The following is a 20,153-nucleotide window of genomic DNA, read 5'->3' as shown; positions in this document are numbered from 1 at the left end:
GTAAACAATGAGAATTACATTACTTTTTATAGGACTTACGGTGGTATTTTTGTCATGCCAGAAAAATGATTTTAACATCTCAAATTTAAATGGGAATAAAATCACGGTCCTAGGTCATGGGGGGATGGGAATAGGACATTCTTACCCGATGAATTCACAAGAATCTATTCTTAATTGTTTAAACCTGGGAACGGATGGAACAGAGATTGATGTGCAAATGACCAAGGATGGTGTTCTGGTAGCTTATCATGATGAAACACTTGATACCAAAACGAATAGTACAGGTAAAATTCACGAAAAAACTTGGGATGAAATAAGTGATGTTCAGTATACCACTCCGCATTTTAACGGTTATCGATTGGTCCGCTTAGAATCCTTATTTCAAAATATTGAGCATTTAAAAGAATACATCTTTTTTCTAGATCTTAAAAACTTCAATACGGCTAGCGACACTTCTTATTATGCCACAATGCTCACAGAAGTCAATAATCTAATTGTAGAATTTGACTTATTGGATAACATTTACGTCGAATCTAAAAATGAAGGTTCTATTGCAGCACTTCAATCTATAAACTCAAAAATTCAACATTTTGCTTATGCAGAATATGAAAAGGCGCTTCAACTAGCTGAAGAACATAAAATAGTAGGAATAACATTACCTTTTGATGAACTCACTGAAGAAAGAATTACCCTACTTCACGAGAAAGGAATTATGGTCGCAACTTTTAATACCCATTCCAAAAAGAGAAATATTCGTGCGGTCCAATTCAATGTTGATTTTATCCAAACAGACAAAGTGAAGCACCTGGTGAAAATTCTAGAGTAGTTGCAATTCATTTCTGTTTTAAAAAGAAATCCTGTAAGTTACCATTAAACGCCCAATAGTAGTAAAATCAAGTTCTAATGGGATCATATCTATATGCACATCTGTAACTAAACCCAAACCATGATATTGACTTAGCTTATACATGAAATCTAATCGCCAAGCAACTATAGGAACAAACCAAAGTAGTTCATTTCTTTTTTGTTCTTTATACATTTCATGTTCTTCATTGTAAAATTTCAAAAAGTAATCTATTGAATTAAAATGAGGCATTGTAATTATAGATAAATCAAACTTTTCCTTTCGCACAGCATGAATACCTAATTGTAATCCCATTGAATATCCTTTAACTTTTCTTAGACTAGGAAATTCTTCAACCTTATTAGAGGCTATGTATTTAGACCGATCTGTGAGAAAGTTAAAACCAAAAACAAAACGATTAGGAAAAAACACTTGATAAGAAAACGAATAAGATTGACCAAAATAAGGACCAAACGAACTGAATTCCCCTAGACTAAATACACCTGCAGATATTGAAAATGCATTTTTAACTTTTGGTTCATTATTAGCTTCTTGCGAAATGGAAGAAAAAACACAAAAAAGAAAAACAAGAATTAGTATATGTTTCATCAGTGTAATAATTGGCAAAACTAAAGTTAATAATTATACCCCGAATGATTAACTTTGTCACTTAAATATTTCTCATGGCACAAAGCATACGTACAAAGCTTGAGTTATTTATAAGAAGTTCGCATCTTTATAGAGGAATTGTCATTTCATTATCTTTAGTCATTCCACTTTTTGCATTCTACCTGCTTGATTTGATGGTTCTGGCGCCATCATTTATTTTTGGAGCATTTCTTAACGCCCCTAATGATATTCCTGGTAGTTTAAGAAGAAAAGTTTACGGTACATTACTAAGTACAATTTTAACCGTACTTGTTACTGTCCTCTTCCTTTACACACAACCATTTTTTCATTTGAATTTATTTTTCATTGCTGTTGTTACTTTCGGAGTGTCATTTTTATCGGCTTATGGCTTTAGAGCTTCACTTGTCGCTTTCTCAGGATTACTGGCCATGGTGATTGCAATGATTACCACTAAAACGACTTCTGTTGATATTTGGATACATGCAGCTTACATGTTTTGTGGTGGATTATGGTATTTAATGGCTTCCATTTTATTTCACAAAATTGTTCCGAAAAAAGACCATGATCAGTTGCTTTCTGAAACCTTAAAACTAACTGGAGCTTATTTAGATATTCGTGCACAGCTTCTAATTTCAGAAGAAAACAGAGATGAATTAATTCAAAAAACATTTGTTTTTCAAGCGCAAATCAATGAAAAACACGAAACTTTAAGAGAACTTTTATTAAGCAGTAGAAAAAAATCTGGTCGTTCCCATTTTGATGAAAAACGCTTGGTTATCTTTATTTCTTTGGTTGACATTTTAGAATCTGTCATTGCTAACAGCTGGGACTATGATAAATTCGATCAGATTTTTGGAACACAAAATAAGCATATTGAAAAATTTAGTCAACTTAATTCAGAAATGGCTATACAACTCACTTTACTTGCAGATGTTATCATCACACATCACAAAATTCCAAGTAAAAAAAATATAGACAATTGTTTAGACGCAGCCAATAATGCAATTGCTGAATATATTTCAATACATAAATTACCAAAAGCTCGAGAAGGAGCTTTAACACTTCGAAATTTATTAGACTTTCAAAAAAAGATATCGCAAGAAATTCAAACTATTCGACATGCTGTTTCAAACATCAACACTAATTCTAAGGTTACTTTAAAAAAGACAGAAGCAAAAAGATTTTTAACGTTACAAGAATATAAACCCAATATTCTATTTGAACATTTTACTTTTCAATCTGTCATTTTCCGTCATGCGTTGAGACTCACAATTGCCATTATTTTTGCTTTTGGACTTGGAGAGTTTTTTATGATTCAAAATGCCTATTGGATAATGTTGACTGTACTCTTGATTTTACGTCCAAATTACGGGTTAACAAAAGCACGTGCACAAGACAGAATAATCGGTACAGTACTCGGTGGTGCTTTAGCATTTGGAATCGTATTATTGACTCAAAATGCAATAATATACGGCGCTTTAGCTTTTGTTTCGTTGATTTTGGCTTTTGCTTTGATGCAACAAAACTATCGTTGGGCTGCATTCTTTATCACTTTAAATATTGTTGCGGTTTACTTTTTTATTCAGCCTGACGCTATCGCTGTGATACAATACAGAATTATTGATACGATAATCGGAGGTCTAATTTCATTTGGAGCCATTTATTTATTATTTCCATCGTGGGAAGCCTTAAACGTTCGAACCATTATAACTGATGCAGTTCAAAAAAACCAAAACTATTTAAAAGCAACAGAACTATTCTATAAAGACAAGGAGCAACAACAACTACAATACAAAGTCGCAAGAAAAGAGGCATTTTTAGCCTTGAGTCAATTAAGCGCTGCTTTTCAAAGAATCACACAAGACCCAAAATCGAAACAAAAAGAATTCAATTTAATATATGAGATAGTAACCTTAAACCAAACCATACTTTCTGCAATTGCTTCATTGGGGAGTTTTATACATGGTCACAAAACGACTCCTGTTTCGGCCGAGACTCAAGCTTTATTCTCTAAAGTAAACAATACATTATCACAAATTATTGCAAAACTCAATGAAGAGGATAAAATTGAAACTAAATCTCATGGCGATATTTCAAAAGCAAAAGAGAAATTAAAAGAAAGTTATTTAAACCTTTCTCAAGCAAGGGATGAAAAAATAAAATCTGGACAAGTTAATATTCAGGAAAAGGAGTTACACGAGCTCCAGGAAGCACATTTGGTGAGTAATCAACTAACTTGGTTGATTGGTCTGAGTTCAAACTTGAATAAGGCGATTCAGAAATATTTAAATATATCTTTGAGGAACTAAAAAACATTCCTCTGCTCTAATACACAACTAAAAACGAACCACTTACAATTCCACTAAATAAAAATCGTCGTTATTTTTACATTTCAATTGAATTTTCTTTAATTATTGTTAATTTTATGACGCTATTTACTTCAAACACTACTAAAATATGAATACAACACTTATATATTTAACAGCTCTTTTTCTATTTATCTTTTTTTGGATTATTGTTTTCATAAAAAGAAAATACAATGGAATCGAAGGTTTAACGAGTCGTTTTAAAGCGTCAAAATCCTTAGATTGGGAATTACACTGTAGTTTAGACTGCGTTGAAGAAGCTTTAAAAAATGCTGGGTTTCATCAAGTGAAGTTTTATAAAGCAGAAAACTGGTTCTACGCACAATCTAAAAAGAATGCGTCTTCATGGTCTGAGGAGATCGTCGTTAAAGTTCGTGGTGATCATGAAATGTCGGTAATTTACTTTAAGTCAATTTGTATTTTTCCTTTCCGTATTTTCGATTTGGGCAAAAACAGAAGAAACTACTTTAAATTTGAAAGAGAATTAGAAAAGATAATCAATAAAAAAGCTGCTTATCTAAATGGACAAGCAGCTATTTAACAAACTACTAACTTTTGATTATTTAACTACAGTAGATTCTTTAAGTCTCTCTTTTCTAGTATCTTTATCTATTTTTTTCTTACCGTGCTTTTTACCTTTGTCTTTAGCACAACGTTCTTTTTTCATTTCTTTTAGTTTCAACTCTTGATCATCTGTTAATATTTCAGCCATTTTTTCTTTTTGACTTTTACGAAGTGCTTTCATTTTAGATTTTTTTGCCTCCTTGTCCATTGAAGCCTCGGCTTTCAGTTCTTTATGTGCTTCTTTCCTTTCTTTTTGCAAGCTAGCTACTTGAACTTTTTGCTCTTCTGTTAAATCTAACTTTTCAGCGAATTTATCAAAACGTTTATTAGCTTTCTCTTTCTTCATTTCCTTAAGTTTCAACTCTTGGTCATCTGATAGGATCTCAGCCATTTTCGCTTTTTGGTCTTTACAAAGTGCCTTCATTTTCGCTCTCTTTGCTTCCTTGTCTAAAGAAGAGTCACCTTTCAGTTTTTTATGAACCTCTTTTCTTTCCTTATTTAAAGCTAGAAATTCCACTTTTTGTTGATCTGTAAGGTTCAACTCTTCAGAGAGTTTTTCAAAACGTTTTTCTTTGTGTGCGTCCTTATTTATTCTTTTACCGCCATCTTGAGCAAATCCAACTGTTCCTACTACAAGTCCTAATCCTACGATTGCTATTTTTAAATTTCTCATGATATATAGTTTTAATGATTTCACAGACTAAAACAAGTTACATGCCATGATTCACAAAAACCACCTCATAAATCCCCAACAAATCTTAATTTTAAAAATATAATTGTATTTTTATAAAGGTTTATCGTGACTTATACCGTAAGACATTATCAATACACTCAGCGTTTGAAACAAATTAAAAGGTTTCTTTTTCCTTTAATATCACTCTTCCTTATTTACAGGTTGAATGAATTATACAATTATTTAATATCTACAGATCCAACTTTACATCAAAATGGTTCTCTACTTTTTTATGGTTTTTTAATCACATTATACGCAACAGGAATTTTCGCGTTTATCGGTTTTGCCTATCCTACTTATAAAATTATTCCTCCTTTCTATTATAAAATTAACCACCCTATTCGATTGAAGAAAATAAGTAAAATTCTAGGTGTACACTATTTTCGATACTTATTGATGATTGCTTTTTGGGGACACAAAAAAAACAGAAAGAAATATTTCAACGGAACCAAAAATGGATTAAACAATTTTAACTATCAAACCAAACAATCTGAATTTGGGCATTTTGGAGCAATGGTTCTCATCCTTGTTCTTTCTTTTGGATTGATCTATTATAAATATTATTTCCTCGTGCTCATCATTACCTTCATTAATATCGTAGGGAATTTATATCCAATTCTTTTGCAGAGATTGCATAGAGAAAGGATTTCTAAGTTGACGGATAGGATTAGAAATAAATAAACCATTATGCTTCTAAGTTTGATTATGAAAGAAAATTTTAGACGATAACTTGGTTAAATGAAAAACTTTGAATGTCAAATAATTCGAAAAAACTAGGTTTTTCAACGTTATTTAGACCCCCGTCATCTGCGTTCCAACTGACAATCCAAACAGTCAAACATTCATCCCATTTTTATAAGTACTTTATCATTTTAAAACACTAAATTTGCATCCATAAATTAACATTCAAATCTTATATAATGATTCATTTCTTTGGAAACATAAACGGTAAAATATTTGCTGTTCAAACAACAAAAGAATTATCAACCGAAAGCACGACCAAATTAGAATGGTTATTCGGCAATCAACCTTTCATTAAGTCTACGACATTGGAAGGTTTTTTTGTTGGTCCTCGTGCAGCAATGATAACTCCATGGAGTACAAATGCAGTTGAAATCACACAAAACATGGGTATCTCTGATATCATTCGAATTGAAGAATTTCAAGCTGTAGAGAAAGAATCAAATGATTTTGATCCAATGATCTCTGAAAAATACAAAGGTCTTGGTCAGGATTCTTTTACCATCGAAATTGAACCAGAAGCGGTACTTAATATTGAAGATATTGCAGCCTTTAATGAAAAAGAAGGTTTAGCTTTGAACGATGAAGAGGTAGAATATCTTCAAGGGGTAGCTCAAAAAATTGGTCGTCCACTTACAGATTCGGAAGTTTTCGGTTTCTCTCAAGTAAACTCTGAGCACTGTAGACATAAGATTTTCAATGGTACATTCGTAATTGACGGTGAAGAAAAAGAAAAGTCATTATTTAAAATGATTCGTGAAACGTCAAACGAAAATCCAAACGGAATTGTTTCGGCATATAAAGATAATGTTGCCTTTGTAAAAGGACCAAAAGTGGAGCAATTTGCACCTGTACGTGCGGATATTCCAGCATATTACGACATTAAAGATTATGAATCTGTTATTTCATTAAAAGCAGAAACACACAATTTCCCAACGACTGTTGAACCATTCAATGGTGCAGCAACAGGTTCTGGAGGAGAAATCAGAGATAGATTAGCCGGTGGAAAAGGTTCTTTACCACTAGCTGGAACAGCTGTTTACATGACCTCATACTCTCGTCTTGAAGAAGAACGTCCTTGGGAAAAATCTTTCGAGGAAAGAAAATGGCTTTACCAAACACCAATGGATATCTTAATCAAGGCTTCAAACGGAGCTTCTGATTTCGGAAACAAATTTGGTCAGCCCTTGATTTCAGGTTCGGTTTTAACATTCGAACACCACGACAAAGACAATAAAAATGCAGATGCAGACCTTAGAAAATTAGGTTTTGACAAGGTGATTATGCAAGCTGGTGGAATTGGTTATGGAAAAGCAGATCAAGCACTAAAAGACACACCAAAAGACAAAGATAAAATTGTAATTCTAGGAGGTGAAAACTATAGAATTGGAATGGGAGGAGCTGCAGTATCTAGCGCCGACACTGGAGAGTTTTCTTCAGGAATTGAGCTAAATGCTGTACAACGTTCTAATCCTGAAATGCAGAAACGTGCAGCAAATGCAGTTCGTGCAATGGTTGAAGGAGATGAAAACTACATTGTTTCAATTCATGATCATGGTGCAGGTGGACACTTAAACTGTTTAAGTGAATTGGTGGAAGATACCGGAGGAAAAATTGATTTAGATAAACTTCCGGTTGGTGACCCTACCCTATCAGCAAAAGAAATTATCGGGAACGAATCTCAAGAAAGAATGGGATTGGTTATTGCCGAAAAACATATTGAAACCCTACAAAAAATTGCAGATCGTGAACGTTCTCCAATGTATACTGTGGGTGACGTAACCAACAACAATCGTTTTACTTTTGAGTCGAATACAACTGGTGAAAAACCAATGGACTTAGAAATGAGCGATATGTTCGGAAGTTCGCCAAAAACAATCATGACAGACAACACAATTCCACGTGTTTATTCTGAGATTGAATACCAAAAAGATAAATTCTACGATTACCTTAACCAATTACTTCAATTGGAAGCAGTAGCAAGTAAAGACTGGTTAACGAATAAAGTTGACCGTTGTGTCGGAGGAAAAGTAGCGAAGCAACAATGTGCTGGACCATTGCAATTGCCATTAAACAACATTGGTGTAATGGCACTTGATTACAAAGGTAAAGAAGGTGTTGCAACATCAATTGGACATGCTCCTATTGCAGCGTTAATTGACCCTGCAGCAGGAAGTAGAAATGCAATTACTGAATCATTAACCAACATGATTTGGGCTCCTTTAGAAGAAGGTTTAAAAAGTGTTTCTCTTTCAGCAAACTGGATGTGGCCTTGTAAAAACCCTGGTGAAGATGCACGTTTATACAACGCTGTTGAAGCAGTTTCAAAATTCTCAATTGATTTAGGAATTAACGTTCCTACAGGAAAAGATTCATTGTCAATGAAGCAAAAGTATCCAAACGAGGAAGTAATTTCTCCGGGTACTGTGATTATTTCAGCAGCTGGACATTGTAATGAAATTTCTAAAGTTGTAGAACCTGTTTTCAAAAAAGATAAAGGAGCGGTTTACTACATCAACGTTTCAAAAGACGACTTTAAATTGAGCGGAAGTTCATTCTCTCAAATTATTGGAAAACTAGGAAACGAAGCTCCAGATGTTAAAGACGCAGCTTATGTGAAAACCGTTTTCAATACGATTCAAGGCTTGATTCAAGATGATAAAATTGTGGCAGGTCATGATGTTGCTTCAGGAGGTTTAATTACAACATTGTTAGAAATGTGTTTTGCTGACAATAACATTGGAGCAGAATTAGATCTTACAAGCCTTAATGAAACTGATTCATTCAAAATCCTTTATGCTGAAAATGCAGGTATTGTTTTCCAATCTACAGATGACAGCATCGAAGCTACTTTAAGTGAAAACAACATTGAGTTCCATAAAATTGGTAAAGTTGTAGAAAACGATTTCTTAAGTATTGTCAATGGAACAGATGCCTTCACAATGACTATTTCTCAAATGAGAGATACTTGGTTTAAGACTTCATATTTATTAGACCAAAAACAAACAGCTAACGGTTTAGCGAAAGCACGTTACGAGAACTATAAAAACCAAGCTTTAAAATACACTTTCCCAGAAGGATTTGAAGGTAAGCTTCCAAACTTGGATTCGCTGAAAACAAGACCAAAAGCGGCAATTATCCGTGAAAAAGGAAGTAATAGTGAAAGAGAAATGGCCAATGCAATGTATTTGGCAGGTTTTGATGTGAAAGACATCCACATGACTGACTTAATCGAAGGAAGAGAAAACCTTGAAGACATTCAATTTATTGGTGCTGTAGGTGGATTCTCTAACTCTGATGTTTTAGGTTCAGCAAAAGGTTGGGCTGGAGCATTCTTACACAATGAAAAAGCAAAAGCAGCGTTGGACAACTTCTTCAAAAGAGAAGACACGCTTTCTGTTGGAATTTGTAATGGTTGTCAATTATGGATGGAATTAGATTTAATCAATCCAGACCATGAACAACATGGTAAAATGATCCATAATGACTCTCAAAAACACGAAAGTAATTTCACTTCAGTAACTGTTCAGAAAAACAACTCTGTTATGCTTTCTTCATTAGAAGGAACAACACTTGGAGTTTGGATTTCACACGGTGAAGGTAAATTCAACTTACCATACGCTGAGGACAAGTACAACATCGTGGCGAAATACGGTTATGAACAATATCCAGCTAATCCAAATGGATCTGACTTCAACACAGCGATGATGTGTGATGCAACAGGAAGACATTTGGTAACAATGCCACACATTGAACGTTCTACATTCCAATGGAACTGGGCAAATTACCCGGAAGGAAGACAAGACGAAGTTACTCCTTGGATAGAGGCATTTGTGAATGCTAGAAAATGGATTGAGAATAAATAGATTCTTAACCCAATTACGACAAAAACTAATACTTAAACTTAAGGTAGAATTACACATCCGTGTGATTCTACCTTAGGTTTTAAGTTTTTCCACAACACAAAATGAAACAACTACTTTTTACACTTCTCACACTCAGCATTCTTGCTTGTTCAAATAAAAAAACCTGCTCTGATTTTCATGAAGGAAAATTTGGCTTTACAGACCCAGATTTAGCTCATATTGAAATCACAAGAGAATCGGGTTCACAAATAGAGGTTAATACCAAAACGAATATGGAGGCACACACAGAAATCAATTGGATTAATGATTGTTCCTACGAACTCACTTATGTTGATATAAAGAATGCACCAAAGGAATTTGATTTTATGATTGGAAAAAAAATCAAAGGTGAAATAATTGAAATGAATGGAAATAACTTTACGTGTGAAGTTATAACAGAATCAACAAAAGATTCAGTTGAGTATAAATTATTAACAGAGAATTAGTTTTTCGTATAACAAGTAGCCTGTTTACAAACGCTATTCCATTGCTTTTCACACTTCTTGTGATAAATATTTAGCTTTTCAATCAAGTTTTTGGAGAATCGTATTATTTTAGTCTCCCATAAAAGGAATCGTTTTCTTCTATGGATTTAAAATCCAAATTATGAAAAAAGAATTCACATTTAGCTATGAACACCACTCTTCAAAAGAAGAACTTAGCGCTGCTCAACAAAAAGCAGTTTCTGCATCTGAAGAAGCATTAACAAAAGCTTACGCTCCCTATTCAAAATTTAAAGTTGGAGCCGCTCTTTTGTTAGAGGATAATACAATCATTTTAGGAAGTAATCAAGAGAACAAGGCCTATCCTTCTGGCTTATGCGCAGAGCGTGTTGCATTGTTTTCGTATGGAGCCCAAAAAAGTGAACACAAGATTAAAACTTTAGCCATTTGTGGCGATGGTGATTTGCTTAAAGACGGTGATATTTTTTCTCCATGTGGTGGTTGCCGACAAGCGATGGCTGAATACACTGACATACAAGGAGAACCCTTTGAAATCATCATCAAAAATGGTGACGGAAGTTTTATGATTTTTGATGGAATTCATCAGTTACTTCCTTTTATTTTTGGGAGTAAGTAAGTAAAAACGATAATTCTCCTATTAGATATCACAATTTAAAAAAATATAAATTCTATATTTGTCTACTAGAATTAAACTGTATTAAATTATGGCAGCAAAATCATCAGGAAAGCCGAAAAAAACGACTAAGAAGGAAAGCTCTTCTAAAAAACAGAAGTTTTCAAAAGAAACTTATATCAAATGGTATAAGGACATGCTTCTTATGAGAAAATTTGAAGAAAAAGCAGGTCAACTATATATTCAACAAAAGTTTGGTGGTTTTTGTCACCTCTACATTGGTCAAGAGGCAGTTGTTGCTGGAACAGTTAGTGCGACAAAGCCTACTGATTTCCACATGACAGCATATCGTGATCATGCACATCCAATAGGATTAGGAACAGATGTTCGTAAATTGATGGCTGAGCTTTATGGACGTGAAACAGGAGTTTCTAAAGGAAAAGGTGGTTCAATGCACTTTTTTGACAAAGAGAAAAACTTCCTTGGTGGACACGGTATTGTAGGAGCGCAAATTCCTATGGGAGCTGGAGTAGCATTTGCTGAAAAGTACAAAGGAACTGACAATGTAACGATGGTTTCATTTGGAGATGGTGCTGCTAGACAAGGTGCATTACACGAGACATTCAACATGGCGATGCTTTGGAAATTGCCTGTGATTTTCATCGTAGAAAACAATAACTACGCGATGGGAACATCAGTTGAACGTACAACAAACGTTATGGATTTATCTAAACTAGGTTCATCATACGAAATGCCATCATTTGTTGTGAATGGAATGTCACCAGAAGAGGTTCATGAAGCTGTTGCAATGGCTGCTGAAAGAGCAAGAAAAGGTGAAGGACCAACTTTACTTGATATTAAAACATACCGATATAAAGGACACTCGATGTCTGACCCTCAGAAATACAGAACAAAAGACGAGGTTAAAGAATATCAATCGAAAGACCCTATTGAGCACTGCTTAAAGGTAATTAAAGACAATTCATACTTAACTGAAGAAGAGATTAAAGAAATCCAAGATTGGGTTGCTAACGAGATCAAAGAAGCAATTGAATTTGCTGAAAACTCTGATTATCCTTCTAAAGATGAATTGTATAAGGATGTCTACAAGACAGAAGATTATCCATTTATTATTGAATATTAAAAATTTATTGAACAATGGCTGAAGTTATTTTAATGCCAAAACTTTCTGATACAATGACTGAAGGGGTTGTTGCAGAATGGCACAAAAAAGTTGGCGACGATGTAGAATCAGGAGAATTACTAGCGGAAATCGAGACAGATAAAGCGACAATGGAATTCGAATCTTTTTATGATGGTAAATTACTATACATCGGAGTAGATAAAGGAGAAACAGCTCCTGTAAACGATATTCTTGCGATTATTGGTGACGAAGGTGAAGACGTTGACAAAATTATTGCTGACCAAAAAGGTAGTAGTGATTCTGAAAAGGAAGCAACTGAAGAACTTGTTAAAGAAGAAGAAAAAGAGGAGCAAACGGAAGAAAAAGAAGAAAAACCAGCTGCAAAATCAACTTCAGAAGATCAAAAGAAAGAACCAAGTTCTGCACCGAAATCTAACAATAACGGGGATAGAATTTTCGCTTCTCCATTGGCAAAGAAATTGGCTGAAGAAAAAAACATAGACCTTAGCGACGTTAATGGATCTGGTGAAAATGGACGTATCGTTAAACGCGATATCGAAAGCTATAAACCAGAAGACAAACCTAAAAACAGTGCTAAAGGTGGTTCTGCAAGTGCTGGACCTGTTATGACTGAGTCTTACACGGATACCAACGTAACGCAAATGCGTAAAACAATTGCAAAACGTTTGGCAGAAAGTAAATTTACAGCTCCTCACTTCTATTTGACATTAGACATCGATATGGACAATGCAATTGCAGCGAGAAAAGCAGTAAATGCAAACGACGATATACGTATTTCTTTCAACGACATGGTAATTAAAGCATGTGCTGTTGCATTGAAAAAACACCCTGCAGTAAACAGTTCTTGGTTAGGTGATAAAATTCGTCAAAATGACCATGTAAACATTGGAGTTGCTGTTGCAGTTGAAGATGGATTATTGGTTCCTGTTGTTCGATTTGCGGATACAAAAGGACTCATGACGATTGGTACTGAGGTTAAGGAATATGCTAAAAAAGCAAAAGAGAAGAAATTACAACCTCAAGACTGGGAAGGAAATACATTTACAATTTCTAACTTAGGAATGTATAATATCGAAGAATTCACAGCAATTATTAATCCACCAGACAGTTGTATTTTAGCAATTGGAGGAATTAAGCAAGTACCTGTTGTTAAAGACGGTCAAGTTGTTCCAGGAAATGTAATGCGTGTAACACTTTCATGTGATCACAGAGTGGTTGATGGAGTTACAGGTTCTGAATTCTTGAATACGTTTAAGTCGTATATGGAAAACCCAATGATGATGCTAGTGTAATTTTGTTTAGAAAGCTCGCTATCTGCGTTGCAAAAAGTTTGAAAAACAGTCATTGACGAATGTCAACTCCTTGATTTTTAAAACTACTTGCGCCTTAATAGAAAACTTTCTAATTCAAAATTTAGATTTATAAATATTAAAGAGAAGCCTGGATGAATAATCTGGGCTTTTTTTATGCAAGACAGCAAGACCACGAGATGAAATCTCGTGTTAGCTTGCTGTCTTGCATAAAAAAAAGCCATACCTTTCGGTACAGCTTTTCAAATAATATATGTTAAAGTGAATTACGCTACAACTTCTTCAGCTGAAAAGTGAAAGTCACCTTCGATTTTTGCATTTTCGTCAGAATCTGAACCGTGAACAGCATTTTCTCCCATTGAAGTTGCATATTTTTTACGGATAGTTCCTTCCTCTGCCTCTGCTGGGTTAGTCGCACCAATTAATGCACGGAAGTCAGCTACTGCGTTATCTTTTTCCAAGATAGCTGCAACGATAGGACCAGAAGTCATAAATTCAACTAATTCTCCGTAAAATGGACGCTCACTGTGAACAGCATAAAATTCTTTAGCTTGCTCTTCAGTTAATTGCGTATATTTCATCGCTTTAATTTCAAATCCTCCATCTGTAATCATTTGAAGAATGTTTCCGATGTTACCAGCTTTAACTGCATCAGGCTTAATCATTGTAAAAGTTCTATTCGTTGCCATAATTATTATGTATTTTCTTAATTGTGCCGCAAAAATAGTGAAACGCAATTGAAAAAATGAAGTTTATTTGAATATATTTTTCATCTTAAAAATTAACAACTAAATCAGTCAATTTCATATTGTAGAGTGAATACCAAACCTAATGATAATCTAATCTATTATTCATTGAAAACACTTAATATTTTAGTATATTTCTCTCCATAAAAACTAAAAACACAAGTCTTGGCAACAACACAAGGAACAAACGATTTAAGTCCAAGCTTTTGGAATTCAAAATACGAAAACCAAACAACCGGCTGGGATTTGGGAGAGGTCTCCCCTCCTATTAAAACATACATCGATCAGATCGAGGATAAAGAAATTCGTATTTTAATTCCGGGAGCAGGTAATGCTTACGAAGCAAAATATTTAATCGAAAAAGGATTTACTAATATTACAGTGATTGATATCGCTCCCATTTTAGTTAAAAAACTTAAAAAAGAATGGAAAGGAAATTCGTCAATAAATATCATTGAAGGAGACTTTTTTAAACATGAAGGGAGTTACGACTTAATAATCGAACAGACATTTTTTTGCGCTATTGCCCCTTCTCTTCGCGATAAATATGTTAACAAAATGTCCTCGCTTCTCTCTCATGACGGAGCTTTATGCGGATTACTCTTTAATAGACACTTTGAGGGCGGACCACCTTTTGGGGGTAATGTTGACGAATATAAAAAGCGCTTTGAAGACAAATTAAAAATTAAAACAATAAAAGAATGCTATAATTCTTATCCAGCTCGTCAAGGATCAGAGTTATGGATTAACTTAAAGAAAGCTTAAATTTGTATAACAAACAGAGGTCAATTTAGGATTGTAACAATTGTCACCGAAATATCATTAATGAATCCCGACCTTTGTAACCAGAAACAAGAAAAGAAAAAAATATAGTTATGAATATAGAACAAATTTATACAGGATGTTTAGCACAAGGTGCATATTACATTACAAGCAATGGAGAAGCGGCGATTATTGACCCGTTAAGAGAAATTCAACCCTATTTAGATAAGTTAGAAAAAGACGGAGTAAAGTTAAAGTACATTTTTGAAACACACTTCCACGCTGACTTTGTATCTGGTCACTTAGATTTAGCAAAAGCAACTGGAGCTGATATCGTTTATGGACCAAATGCAGATCCAGCCTTCGACTGTATAGTTGCAGAAGATGAGCAAGTTTTTGAAATTGGAAACATAACAATTAAAGCTTTACACACGCCTGGACATACAATGGAAAGCACAACTTACCTCTTGAAGGATGATAATGGAAAAGACGAAGCTATTTTCTCAGGAGATACTTTATTCTTAGGAGATGTTGGTAGACCAGATTTAGCACAAAAAGCGGCAAACATGACCCAAGATGAATTAGCAGGCCACTTATACGATTCATTAATGACGAAAATTATGCCTTTGGCAGATGATGTTACAGTTTACCCAGCACACGGTGCAGGTTCGGCATGTGGTAAGAACATGATGAAAGAAACAGTAGACACTTTGGGTAATCAGAAAAAGGTAAATTACGCCTTAAACCAACCAAACAAGGAGGCGTTTATTGAAGCAGTAACAGATGGGTTACTACCACCACCAGCATATTTCGGAGCAAATGTAGCAATGAATAAGAAAGGATATAAAAATGTAGATGAAGTAATTAAAACTGGTTTAACAGCATTATCTCCTAAAGAATTTGAAACAGCTGCAGAAGGAACTGGAGCGTTAATCTTAGACACTAGAGCAAATGGTGATTTTGCAAAAGGATTCATCCCGAACTCTATAAGTATTGGAATTGGAGGAGACTTCGCACCATGGGTTGGAGCAATGATAGGAGATGTTCAACAAGAATTACTTTTAGTTACTGATCCTGGAATGGAAGAAGAAGTTGTTATTCGTTTGAGTCGAGTTGGATTTGACAATGTTATAGGATACTTAAATGGAGGATTTGAAGCATGGACGAAAGAAGACCGAGAAATTGATAAAGTGGACAGAATTACACCTGAGGAATTCGAAAATCGTTTCAACAAAGAAGAAAGTGTTGTTTACGACGTTCGTAAAGAGTCTGAATATGAAGCAGAACATGTTGAGGAGGCCTATTCACGTCCATTATCAAACATCAATGAATGGATGAAAGACATCAATCCAGAAGAACATTTCTTTATGCATTGTGCAGGAGGATACAGAAGTATGATAGCATCGAGTATCCTTCAATCAAGAGGATATAGAAACTTCACTGAAGTAGAAGGCGGAATGGGAGCAATCTCTAAAACAAATGTTCCTAAATCAGACTTCGTTTGTCAGTCTAAAACATTATAAATATTACAGGTGGTGGTCTAGTGATGATCACCACTTTATTCAACATTTAAAACACATTTATTATGCGTAATTTCTCAATTCTCATTGTAGCTCTTTTATTGATCACTGGTTGTGCTAACTCTCAAACCAATGAAAAAAGTGAAACAGAACAAACAACAGCACAAAATATTGATTTTGAAAATGCGTATTTTGTTGATGTTAGAACTCCACAAGAATTTGCTTCAGGGCATTATGACGGTGCGATAAATATTCCGTTAAATACTATTGAGAATTATATTGAGGAGATAAAAGGACATGAACAGGTAGTTGTTTATTGCCGAAGTGGTGGCCGATCAGCTCAGGCAAAAAAAGTATTAGACAATGCAAAAGTTGAAAATGTCATCAATGGAATCAACCAAGACAATCTTGAAAGTTTAAAAACGAAATAAACTCAGAAGCAATGAATACAATAAAAGTTTTAATTCCAACAGATTTTTCTATAGAGGCTGAGTATGCTTATCAAATGGTGAAAAACCTTTCTAAAAAAGGGGAGTTTGAAATTACTTTTCTACATATTTTGAATGTTCCAGACACAGTCACCTTAGGAATGGACGGTATGATAAATACATGTGGAGAAATAGATATAAATTTTGTGGAGATTCAACGTGAAATGGCTTTAGAGAAGTTAAAGTCACTTCAAGAGAGTCATCCTGAAGTAAAGACAGAATTGACTTTCGGACATACCACAAATGGAATAATTCAATTTGCTGAGGACAATCAATTTGATCTTATTGCTTTGGGAACGAAAGGAGCGTCGGGATTTGCTGAAAGATTTATTGGTAGTAATGCCCAACACATTGCTAGAAACTCAGATGTTCCGGTTCTAAGTTTAATGTGTGATCGTTCTGAATTAGAATTAAAAAACCTTTTATTCATTCATGATTTCAAGGAATATGAAGTGCAAGATTTAAAATTGATCAAGCGACTCATTAAAATGTACGACACAAAATTACATTTCTTACAAGTAAATGATGATGAAAATCAAGATGAGACCATAAAGGAAAACATGGCTATTTTTGCTCAAAAAAATGACATTGTTAATTTCGAAAGTCACATTCTTAGAGAAGGAAATGTTGAAGAAGGAGTGAAAAAATTCGCTGAACAAAATCAGATGGACATCCTTTGTTTAGGAACACACGGAAAAGGTGGTATTTTCCATAAAAGCATAACAGAAAGCCTCATCAATCACTTATACAAACCCATTATTTCTTACAAAATTAAATAGATAAAAATGATAGATTTTATTTTAAATCCTTGGCCATGGTGGTTCTCAGGGCTAGTCATCTCATGCGTAATGTTTCTTTTAATATTCTTCGGAAAATCCTTTGGTTTTTCTGCGAATCTCCGCACTATGTGTGCAATAGGAGGAGCTGGAAAGAAAGTTAAATTCTTTGATTTTGACTGGAAAAAGCAAATTTGGAATTTGGTATTTCTACTAGGAGCTATCCTTGGTGGTTACCTTACCAATACCTTTTTAACTTATCCAGATCAAGCAGTCGAAATTTCAGAAAACACAATACGTGATTTAAAAGCACTTGGTTTTTCTGCACCAACAACAATTCAACCAAAAGAATTATTTAGTCTAGAATCATTATTCACATTAAAAGGCTTTTTGATTCTAGCAATTGGAGGTTTTCTTGTTGGATTTGGAGCAAGATATGCAGGAGGCTGTACATCAGGACATGCCATAAGTGGTATTGCAGATTTACAAGTTCCATCAATGATTGCCGTAGTAGGATTCTTTATTGGAGGATTCATCATGACATTTGGGATTTTCCCTCTACTGTTCTCCTAGTTTTTCAACGAGGTCAAACTAATCAATATGGTTTAATTATTCTTAAACCTCAGATTTGACGTGTTTAAACAGACATTTTATTCAAAATAAAAAAAAGCATAAAAATGAAATTTTTAAAATATTTAATAGTCGGGGCACTATTTGGAATTGTAATGGCTAAATCAGAGGCTATTTCGTGGTACAGAATTCAAGAGATGTTTCGTTTCCAAGCCTTTCACATGTATGGGATTATTGGTGTTGCAGTAGTTCTTGGAATTATTGGTGTTGCCATCATTAAGAAACTCAAATTAAAAGATGTAGAAGGAAACCCTATTTTGTTTTTTCCAAAAAGTAAATCTATAGCCCGTTACCTTTTTGGAGGAATCATTTTTGGACTAGGTTGGGCTTTAAGTGGAGCTTGTCCTGGACCAATGGTCGTTAATATAGGATATGGTTTTGCTTCATTCACAGTCGTCTTATTTTTTGCCACCGTTGGGACTTATGTTTACGGTTTAATCAGAGACAAACTTCCTCATTAATTACAGTGATAAAACTTGAAATTTAGCGTCATGAAATTAACTTATGTCTTTTTACTTTTTTTGATTTTTTCATTTGAAACTCATGCTCAGCATCATGAGGAAGATACATCAAAAACATTTACTAATTTCATCAAAAAAGGACATTTAAAGCTTCATGCCCGAACGTATTTTATGTCGACTCATAACCAAAGCAAAGCATATAATTATGGAAGTTTAGCACAAGGTGTAGAGTTACACTATACGACTCCAAAATTTCATGGTTTTCAGTTTGAAACCAGTGGTTTTATTACCGTTCGTTTTGCTGAATACAATCTTATTGATGATGAAAATCATGGTTGGAATGGTGTAAGATATGAAAAATATCTTTCAGACATTGAACATCCAACAGAAAATCATGTGACTCAAATGTTTGATGAAATTGCTTTATTTTATCACCATAATAACTGGGCTTTTAAATTAGGGAATCAGACTTTTGAGTCGCCACTTTTAAATGAAAATTATAATCGCTTAAGACCTAACATTTTTAATGGTCTAAGCAATAGCTATAAAAAGAATAAATTAGAGATGAGAAGTGCACTATTTTTTGCAGAAACTGTTAGGGGAACTTCTCATTCAAAGTCTATCCAAAATACTTTTGGGGTTTACGGTGTTGGATTAAACCAATACGGAGATGAAAGTAGTTACTCTCACAATATTTCCTCATTGGGTTTAGGAGTTATTGGATTAAAATACCAATCAGGAGAATGGAGTAATCAACTTTGGAATTATACAGCAGAAAATGTATTTAATCTTACATTTATTCAATCTGATTTCAAACTTCCTTTTAACAGCCAAAAACTATTGTTAGGTATACAAGCTTTTCATGAAACCTCCCTCAATAATGGAGGAAATAAAAACAGTGAACATGCGTATATACGACCTGGAGAATACACCTTTGGAATTGGTGGTCAACTGGGAATCAATTTAAAGGAACAGCATGAATTCACATTAAATTACCTTGGTATTTCCAAACAGGGGAGATATTTGTTTCCACGTGAATGGGGAAGAGAACAATTTTATGCGAGTCAAACCGCTGAACTATTTGAAGGCTATGGTGGGTTAAATGCACTGGTCGTAAGATATGAATATCATTCTAAAAATAAGTTTCATTCAGCTATTCTAAGCGGGGGAATTATTGATCAACCAGATTTAGACAATTACGAACTCAACAAATATCAACTCGCAGATTATTCTCATTTCTTAGTAGAGTATAAGTACGACTTTCATAAATATTTAACTGGTTTATACTTACGTGTGATTACGATTTACAAACATGATAATTCTAACGAATTAGAATTAAGTGACCATCAACTTGCGAATAGATCGAACATGCTCAACATTAACTTAATTCTTGATTATCATTTATAAGCAATGAACTAGAAAATCAATTGATATT

19 protein-coding genes are annotated in these 20,153 nt (G+C 34.2%); 16 read left to right on the top strand and 3 right to left on the bottom strand.

Features of this window, described 5'->3' with window-relative positions; translation table 11 throughout:
• The first annotated feature begins 7 nt into the window (after positions 1 to 7).
• On the top strand, positions 8 to 826 hold the full coding sequence (locus DXU93_RS06250; protein WP_116880422.1) for a glycerophosphodiester phosphodiesterase: 819 nt from the start codon (positions 8 to 10) through the stop codon (positions 824 to 826).
• 18 nt (positions 827 to 844) lie between these two features.
• Here DXU93_RS06250 and DXU93_RS06245 read toward each other — a convergent pair whose 3' ends face one another.
• Positions 845 to 1,453 carry a hypothetical protein gene (locus tag DXU93_RS06245; RefSeq protein ID WP_116880421.1) on the bottom strand — a complete coding sequence of 203 codons (609 nt, stop codon included), beginning with the start codon at positions 1,451 to 1,453 and terminating at the stop codon, positions 845 to 847.
• A 74-nt stretch (positions 1,454 to 1,527) separates the two neighbouring features.
• Here DXU93_RS06245 and DXU93_RS06240 point away from each other — a divergent pair, with 74 nt between their 5' ends.
• Together DXU93_RS06240 and DXU93_RS06235 are read left to right on the top strand one after the other, a co-directional pair.
• A complete protein-coding gene (locus tag DXU93_RS06240) occupies positions 1,528 to 3,783 on the top strand; it encodes an FUSC family protein (protein ID WP_116880420.1) in 2,256 nt (751 codons plus the stop codon).
• 148 nt (positions 3,784 to 3,931) lie between these two features.
• Positions 3,932 to 4,381 (top strand): hypothetical protein, encoded by a 450-nt coding sequence (locus DXU93_RS06235; protein ID WP_116880419.1) that lies wholly within the window; start codon positions 3,932 to 3,934, stop codon positions 4,379 to 4,381.
• An 18-nt stretch (positions 4,382 to 4,399) separates the two neighbouring features.
• On the opposite strand, the gene DXU93_RS06230 is transcribed toward DXU93_RS06235, so the two are convergent.
• Positions 4,400 to 5,077, bottom strand: a complete 678-nt coding sequence (locus DXU93_RS06230) for an ATP-binding protein (RefSeq protein ID WP_116880418.1) — start codon at positions 5,075 to 5,077, stop codon at positions 4,400 to 4,402.
• A 165-nt stretch (positions 5,078 to 5,242) separates the two neighbouring features.
• Between DXU93_RS06230 and DXU93_RS06225 the strand changes: the two genes are divergently transcribed.
• The 6 genes from DXU93_RS06225 to DXU93_RS06200 all read left to right on the top strand — a co-directional run bounded on the left by DXU93_RS06225 (position 5,243) and on the right by DXU93_RS06200 (position 13,317).
• Entirely contained in the window at positions 5,243 to 5,818 is a 576-nt protein-coding gene (locus tag DXU93_RS06225; RefSeq protein ID WP_123776062.1) for a glycosyl-4,4'-diaponeurosporenoate acyltransferase CrtO family protein, read from the top strand.
• Positions 5,819 to 6,057: 239 nt separating this feature from the next.
• On the top strand, positions 6,058 to 9,744 hold the full coding sequence (gene purL, locus DXU93_RS06220) for a phosphoribosylformylglycinamidine synthase (protein ID WP_116880416.1): 3,687 nt from the start codon (positions 6,058 to 6,060) through the stop codon (positions 9,742 to 9,744).
• 101 nt (positions 9,745 to 9,845) lie between these two features.
• Complete coding sequence (locus tag DXU93_RS06215; protein WP_116880415.1) at positions 9,846 to 10,229, top strand: hypothetical protein; 384 nt, start codon at positions 9,846 to 9,848, stop codon at positions 10,227 to 10,229.
• A 160-nt stretch (positions 10,230 to 10,389) separates the two neighbouring features.
• On the top strand, positions 10,390 to 10,863 hold the full coding sequence (gene cdd, locus DXU93_RS06210; RefSeq protein ID WP_116880414.1) for a cytidine deaminase: 474 nt from the start codon (positions 10,390 to 10,392) through the stop codon (positions 10,861 to 10,863).
• Positions 10,864 to 10,951: 88 nt separating this feature from the next.
• Positions 10,952 to 12,004, top strand: coding sequence for a pyruvate dehydrogenase (acetyl-transferring) E1 component subunit alpha (pdhA, locus tag DXU93_RS06205; RefSeq protein ID WP_116880413.1), 1,053 nt, complete (start codon positions 10,952 to 10,954; stop codon positions 12,002 to 12,004).
• 14 nt (positions 12,005 to 12,018) lie between these two features.
• Complete coding sequence (locus DXU93_RS06200; protein WP_116880412.1) at positions 12,019 to 13,317, top strand: pyruvate dehydrogenase complex dihydrolipoamide acetyltransferase; 1,299 nt, start codon at positions 12,019 to 12,021, stop codon at positions 13,315 to 13,317.
• Between the two features lie 284 nt (positions 13,318 to 13,601).
• On the opposite strand, the gene DXU93_RS06195 is transcribed toward DXU93_RS06200, so the two are convergent.
• A complete protein-coding gene (locus DXU93_RS06195) occupies positions 13,602 to 14,024 on the bottom strand; it encodes a nucleoside-diphosphate kinase (protein WP_116880411.1) in 423 nt (140 codons plus the stop codon).
• 222 nt (positions 14,025 to 14,246) lie between these two features.
• On the opposite strand from DXU93_RS06195, the gene DXU93_RS06190 reads away from it, so the two are divergent.
• The 7 genes from DXU93_RS06190 (at position 14,247) to DXU93_RS06160 (ending at position 20,125) form a co-directional block, all read left to right on the top strand.
• Complete coding sequence (locus DXU93_RS06190; RefSeq protein WP_116880410.1) at positions 14,247 to 14,846, top strand: methyltransferase domain-containing protein; 600 nt, start codon at positions 14,247 to 14,249, stop codon at positions 14,844 to 14,846.
• 110 nt (positions 14,847 to 14,956) lie between these two features.
• Positions 14,957 to 16,366 carry an MBL fold metallo-hydrolase gene (locus tag DXU93_RS06185; RefSeq protein WP_116880409.1) on the top strand — a complete coding sequence of 470 codons (1,410 nt, stop codon included), beginning with the start codon at positions 14,957 to 14,959 and terminating at the stop codon, positions 16,364 to 16,366.
• A 62-nt stretch (positions 16,367 to 16,428) separates the two neighbouring features.
• Complete coding sequence (locus DXU93_RS06180; RefSeq protein ID WP_116880408.1) at positions 16,429 to 16,794, top strand: rhodanese-like domain-containing protein; 366 nt, start codon at positions 16,429 to 16,431, stop codon at positions 16,792 to 16,794.
• 11 nt (positions 16,795 to 16,805) lie between these two features.
• A complete protein-coding gene (locus DXU93_RS06175; protein ID WP_116880407.1) occupies positions 16,806 to 17,630 on the top strand; it encodes a universal stress protein in 825 nt (274 codons plus the stop codon).
• Positions 17,631 to 17,636: 6 nt separating this feature from the next.
• A complete protein-coding gene (locus DXU93_RS06170) occupies positions 17,637 to 18,200 on the top strand; it encodes a YeeE/YedE family protein (RefSeq protein ID WP_116880406.1) in 564 nt (187 codons plus the stop codon).
• A 104-nt stretch (positions 18,201 to 18,304) separates the two neighbouring features.
• Complete coding sequence (locus tag DXU93_RS06165; RefSeq protein ID WP_116880405.1) at positions 18,305 to 18,718, top strand: DUF6691 family protein; 414 nt, start codon at positions 18,305 to 18,307, stop codon at positions 18,716 to 18,718.
• 30 nt (positions 18,719 to 18,748) lie between these two features.
• Entirely contained in the window at positions 18,749 to 20,125 is a 1,377-nt protein-coding gene (locus DXU93_RS06160) for an OprD family outer membrane porin (RefSeq protein ID WP_116880404.1), read from the top strand.
• Positions 20,126 to 20,153 lie beyond the last annotated feature (28 nt).

Origin of the sequence: Brumimicrobium aurantiacum (genome assembly GCF_003402975.1) — a bacterium.
Classification (GTDB): domain Bacteria; phylum Bacteroidota; class Bacteroidia; order Flavobacteriales_D; family Crocinitomicaceae; genus Brumimicrobium; species Brumimicrobium aurantiacum.
Note: the sequence above shows the minus strand (reverse complement) of the source record. Positions and strands in the feature narration are given on the sequence as shown.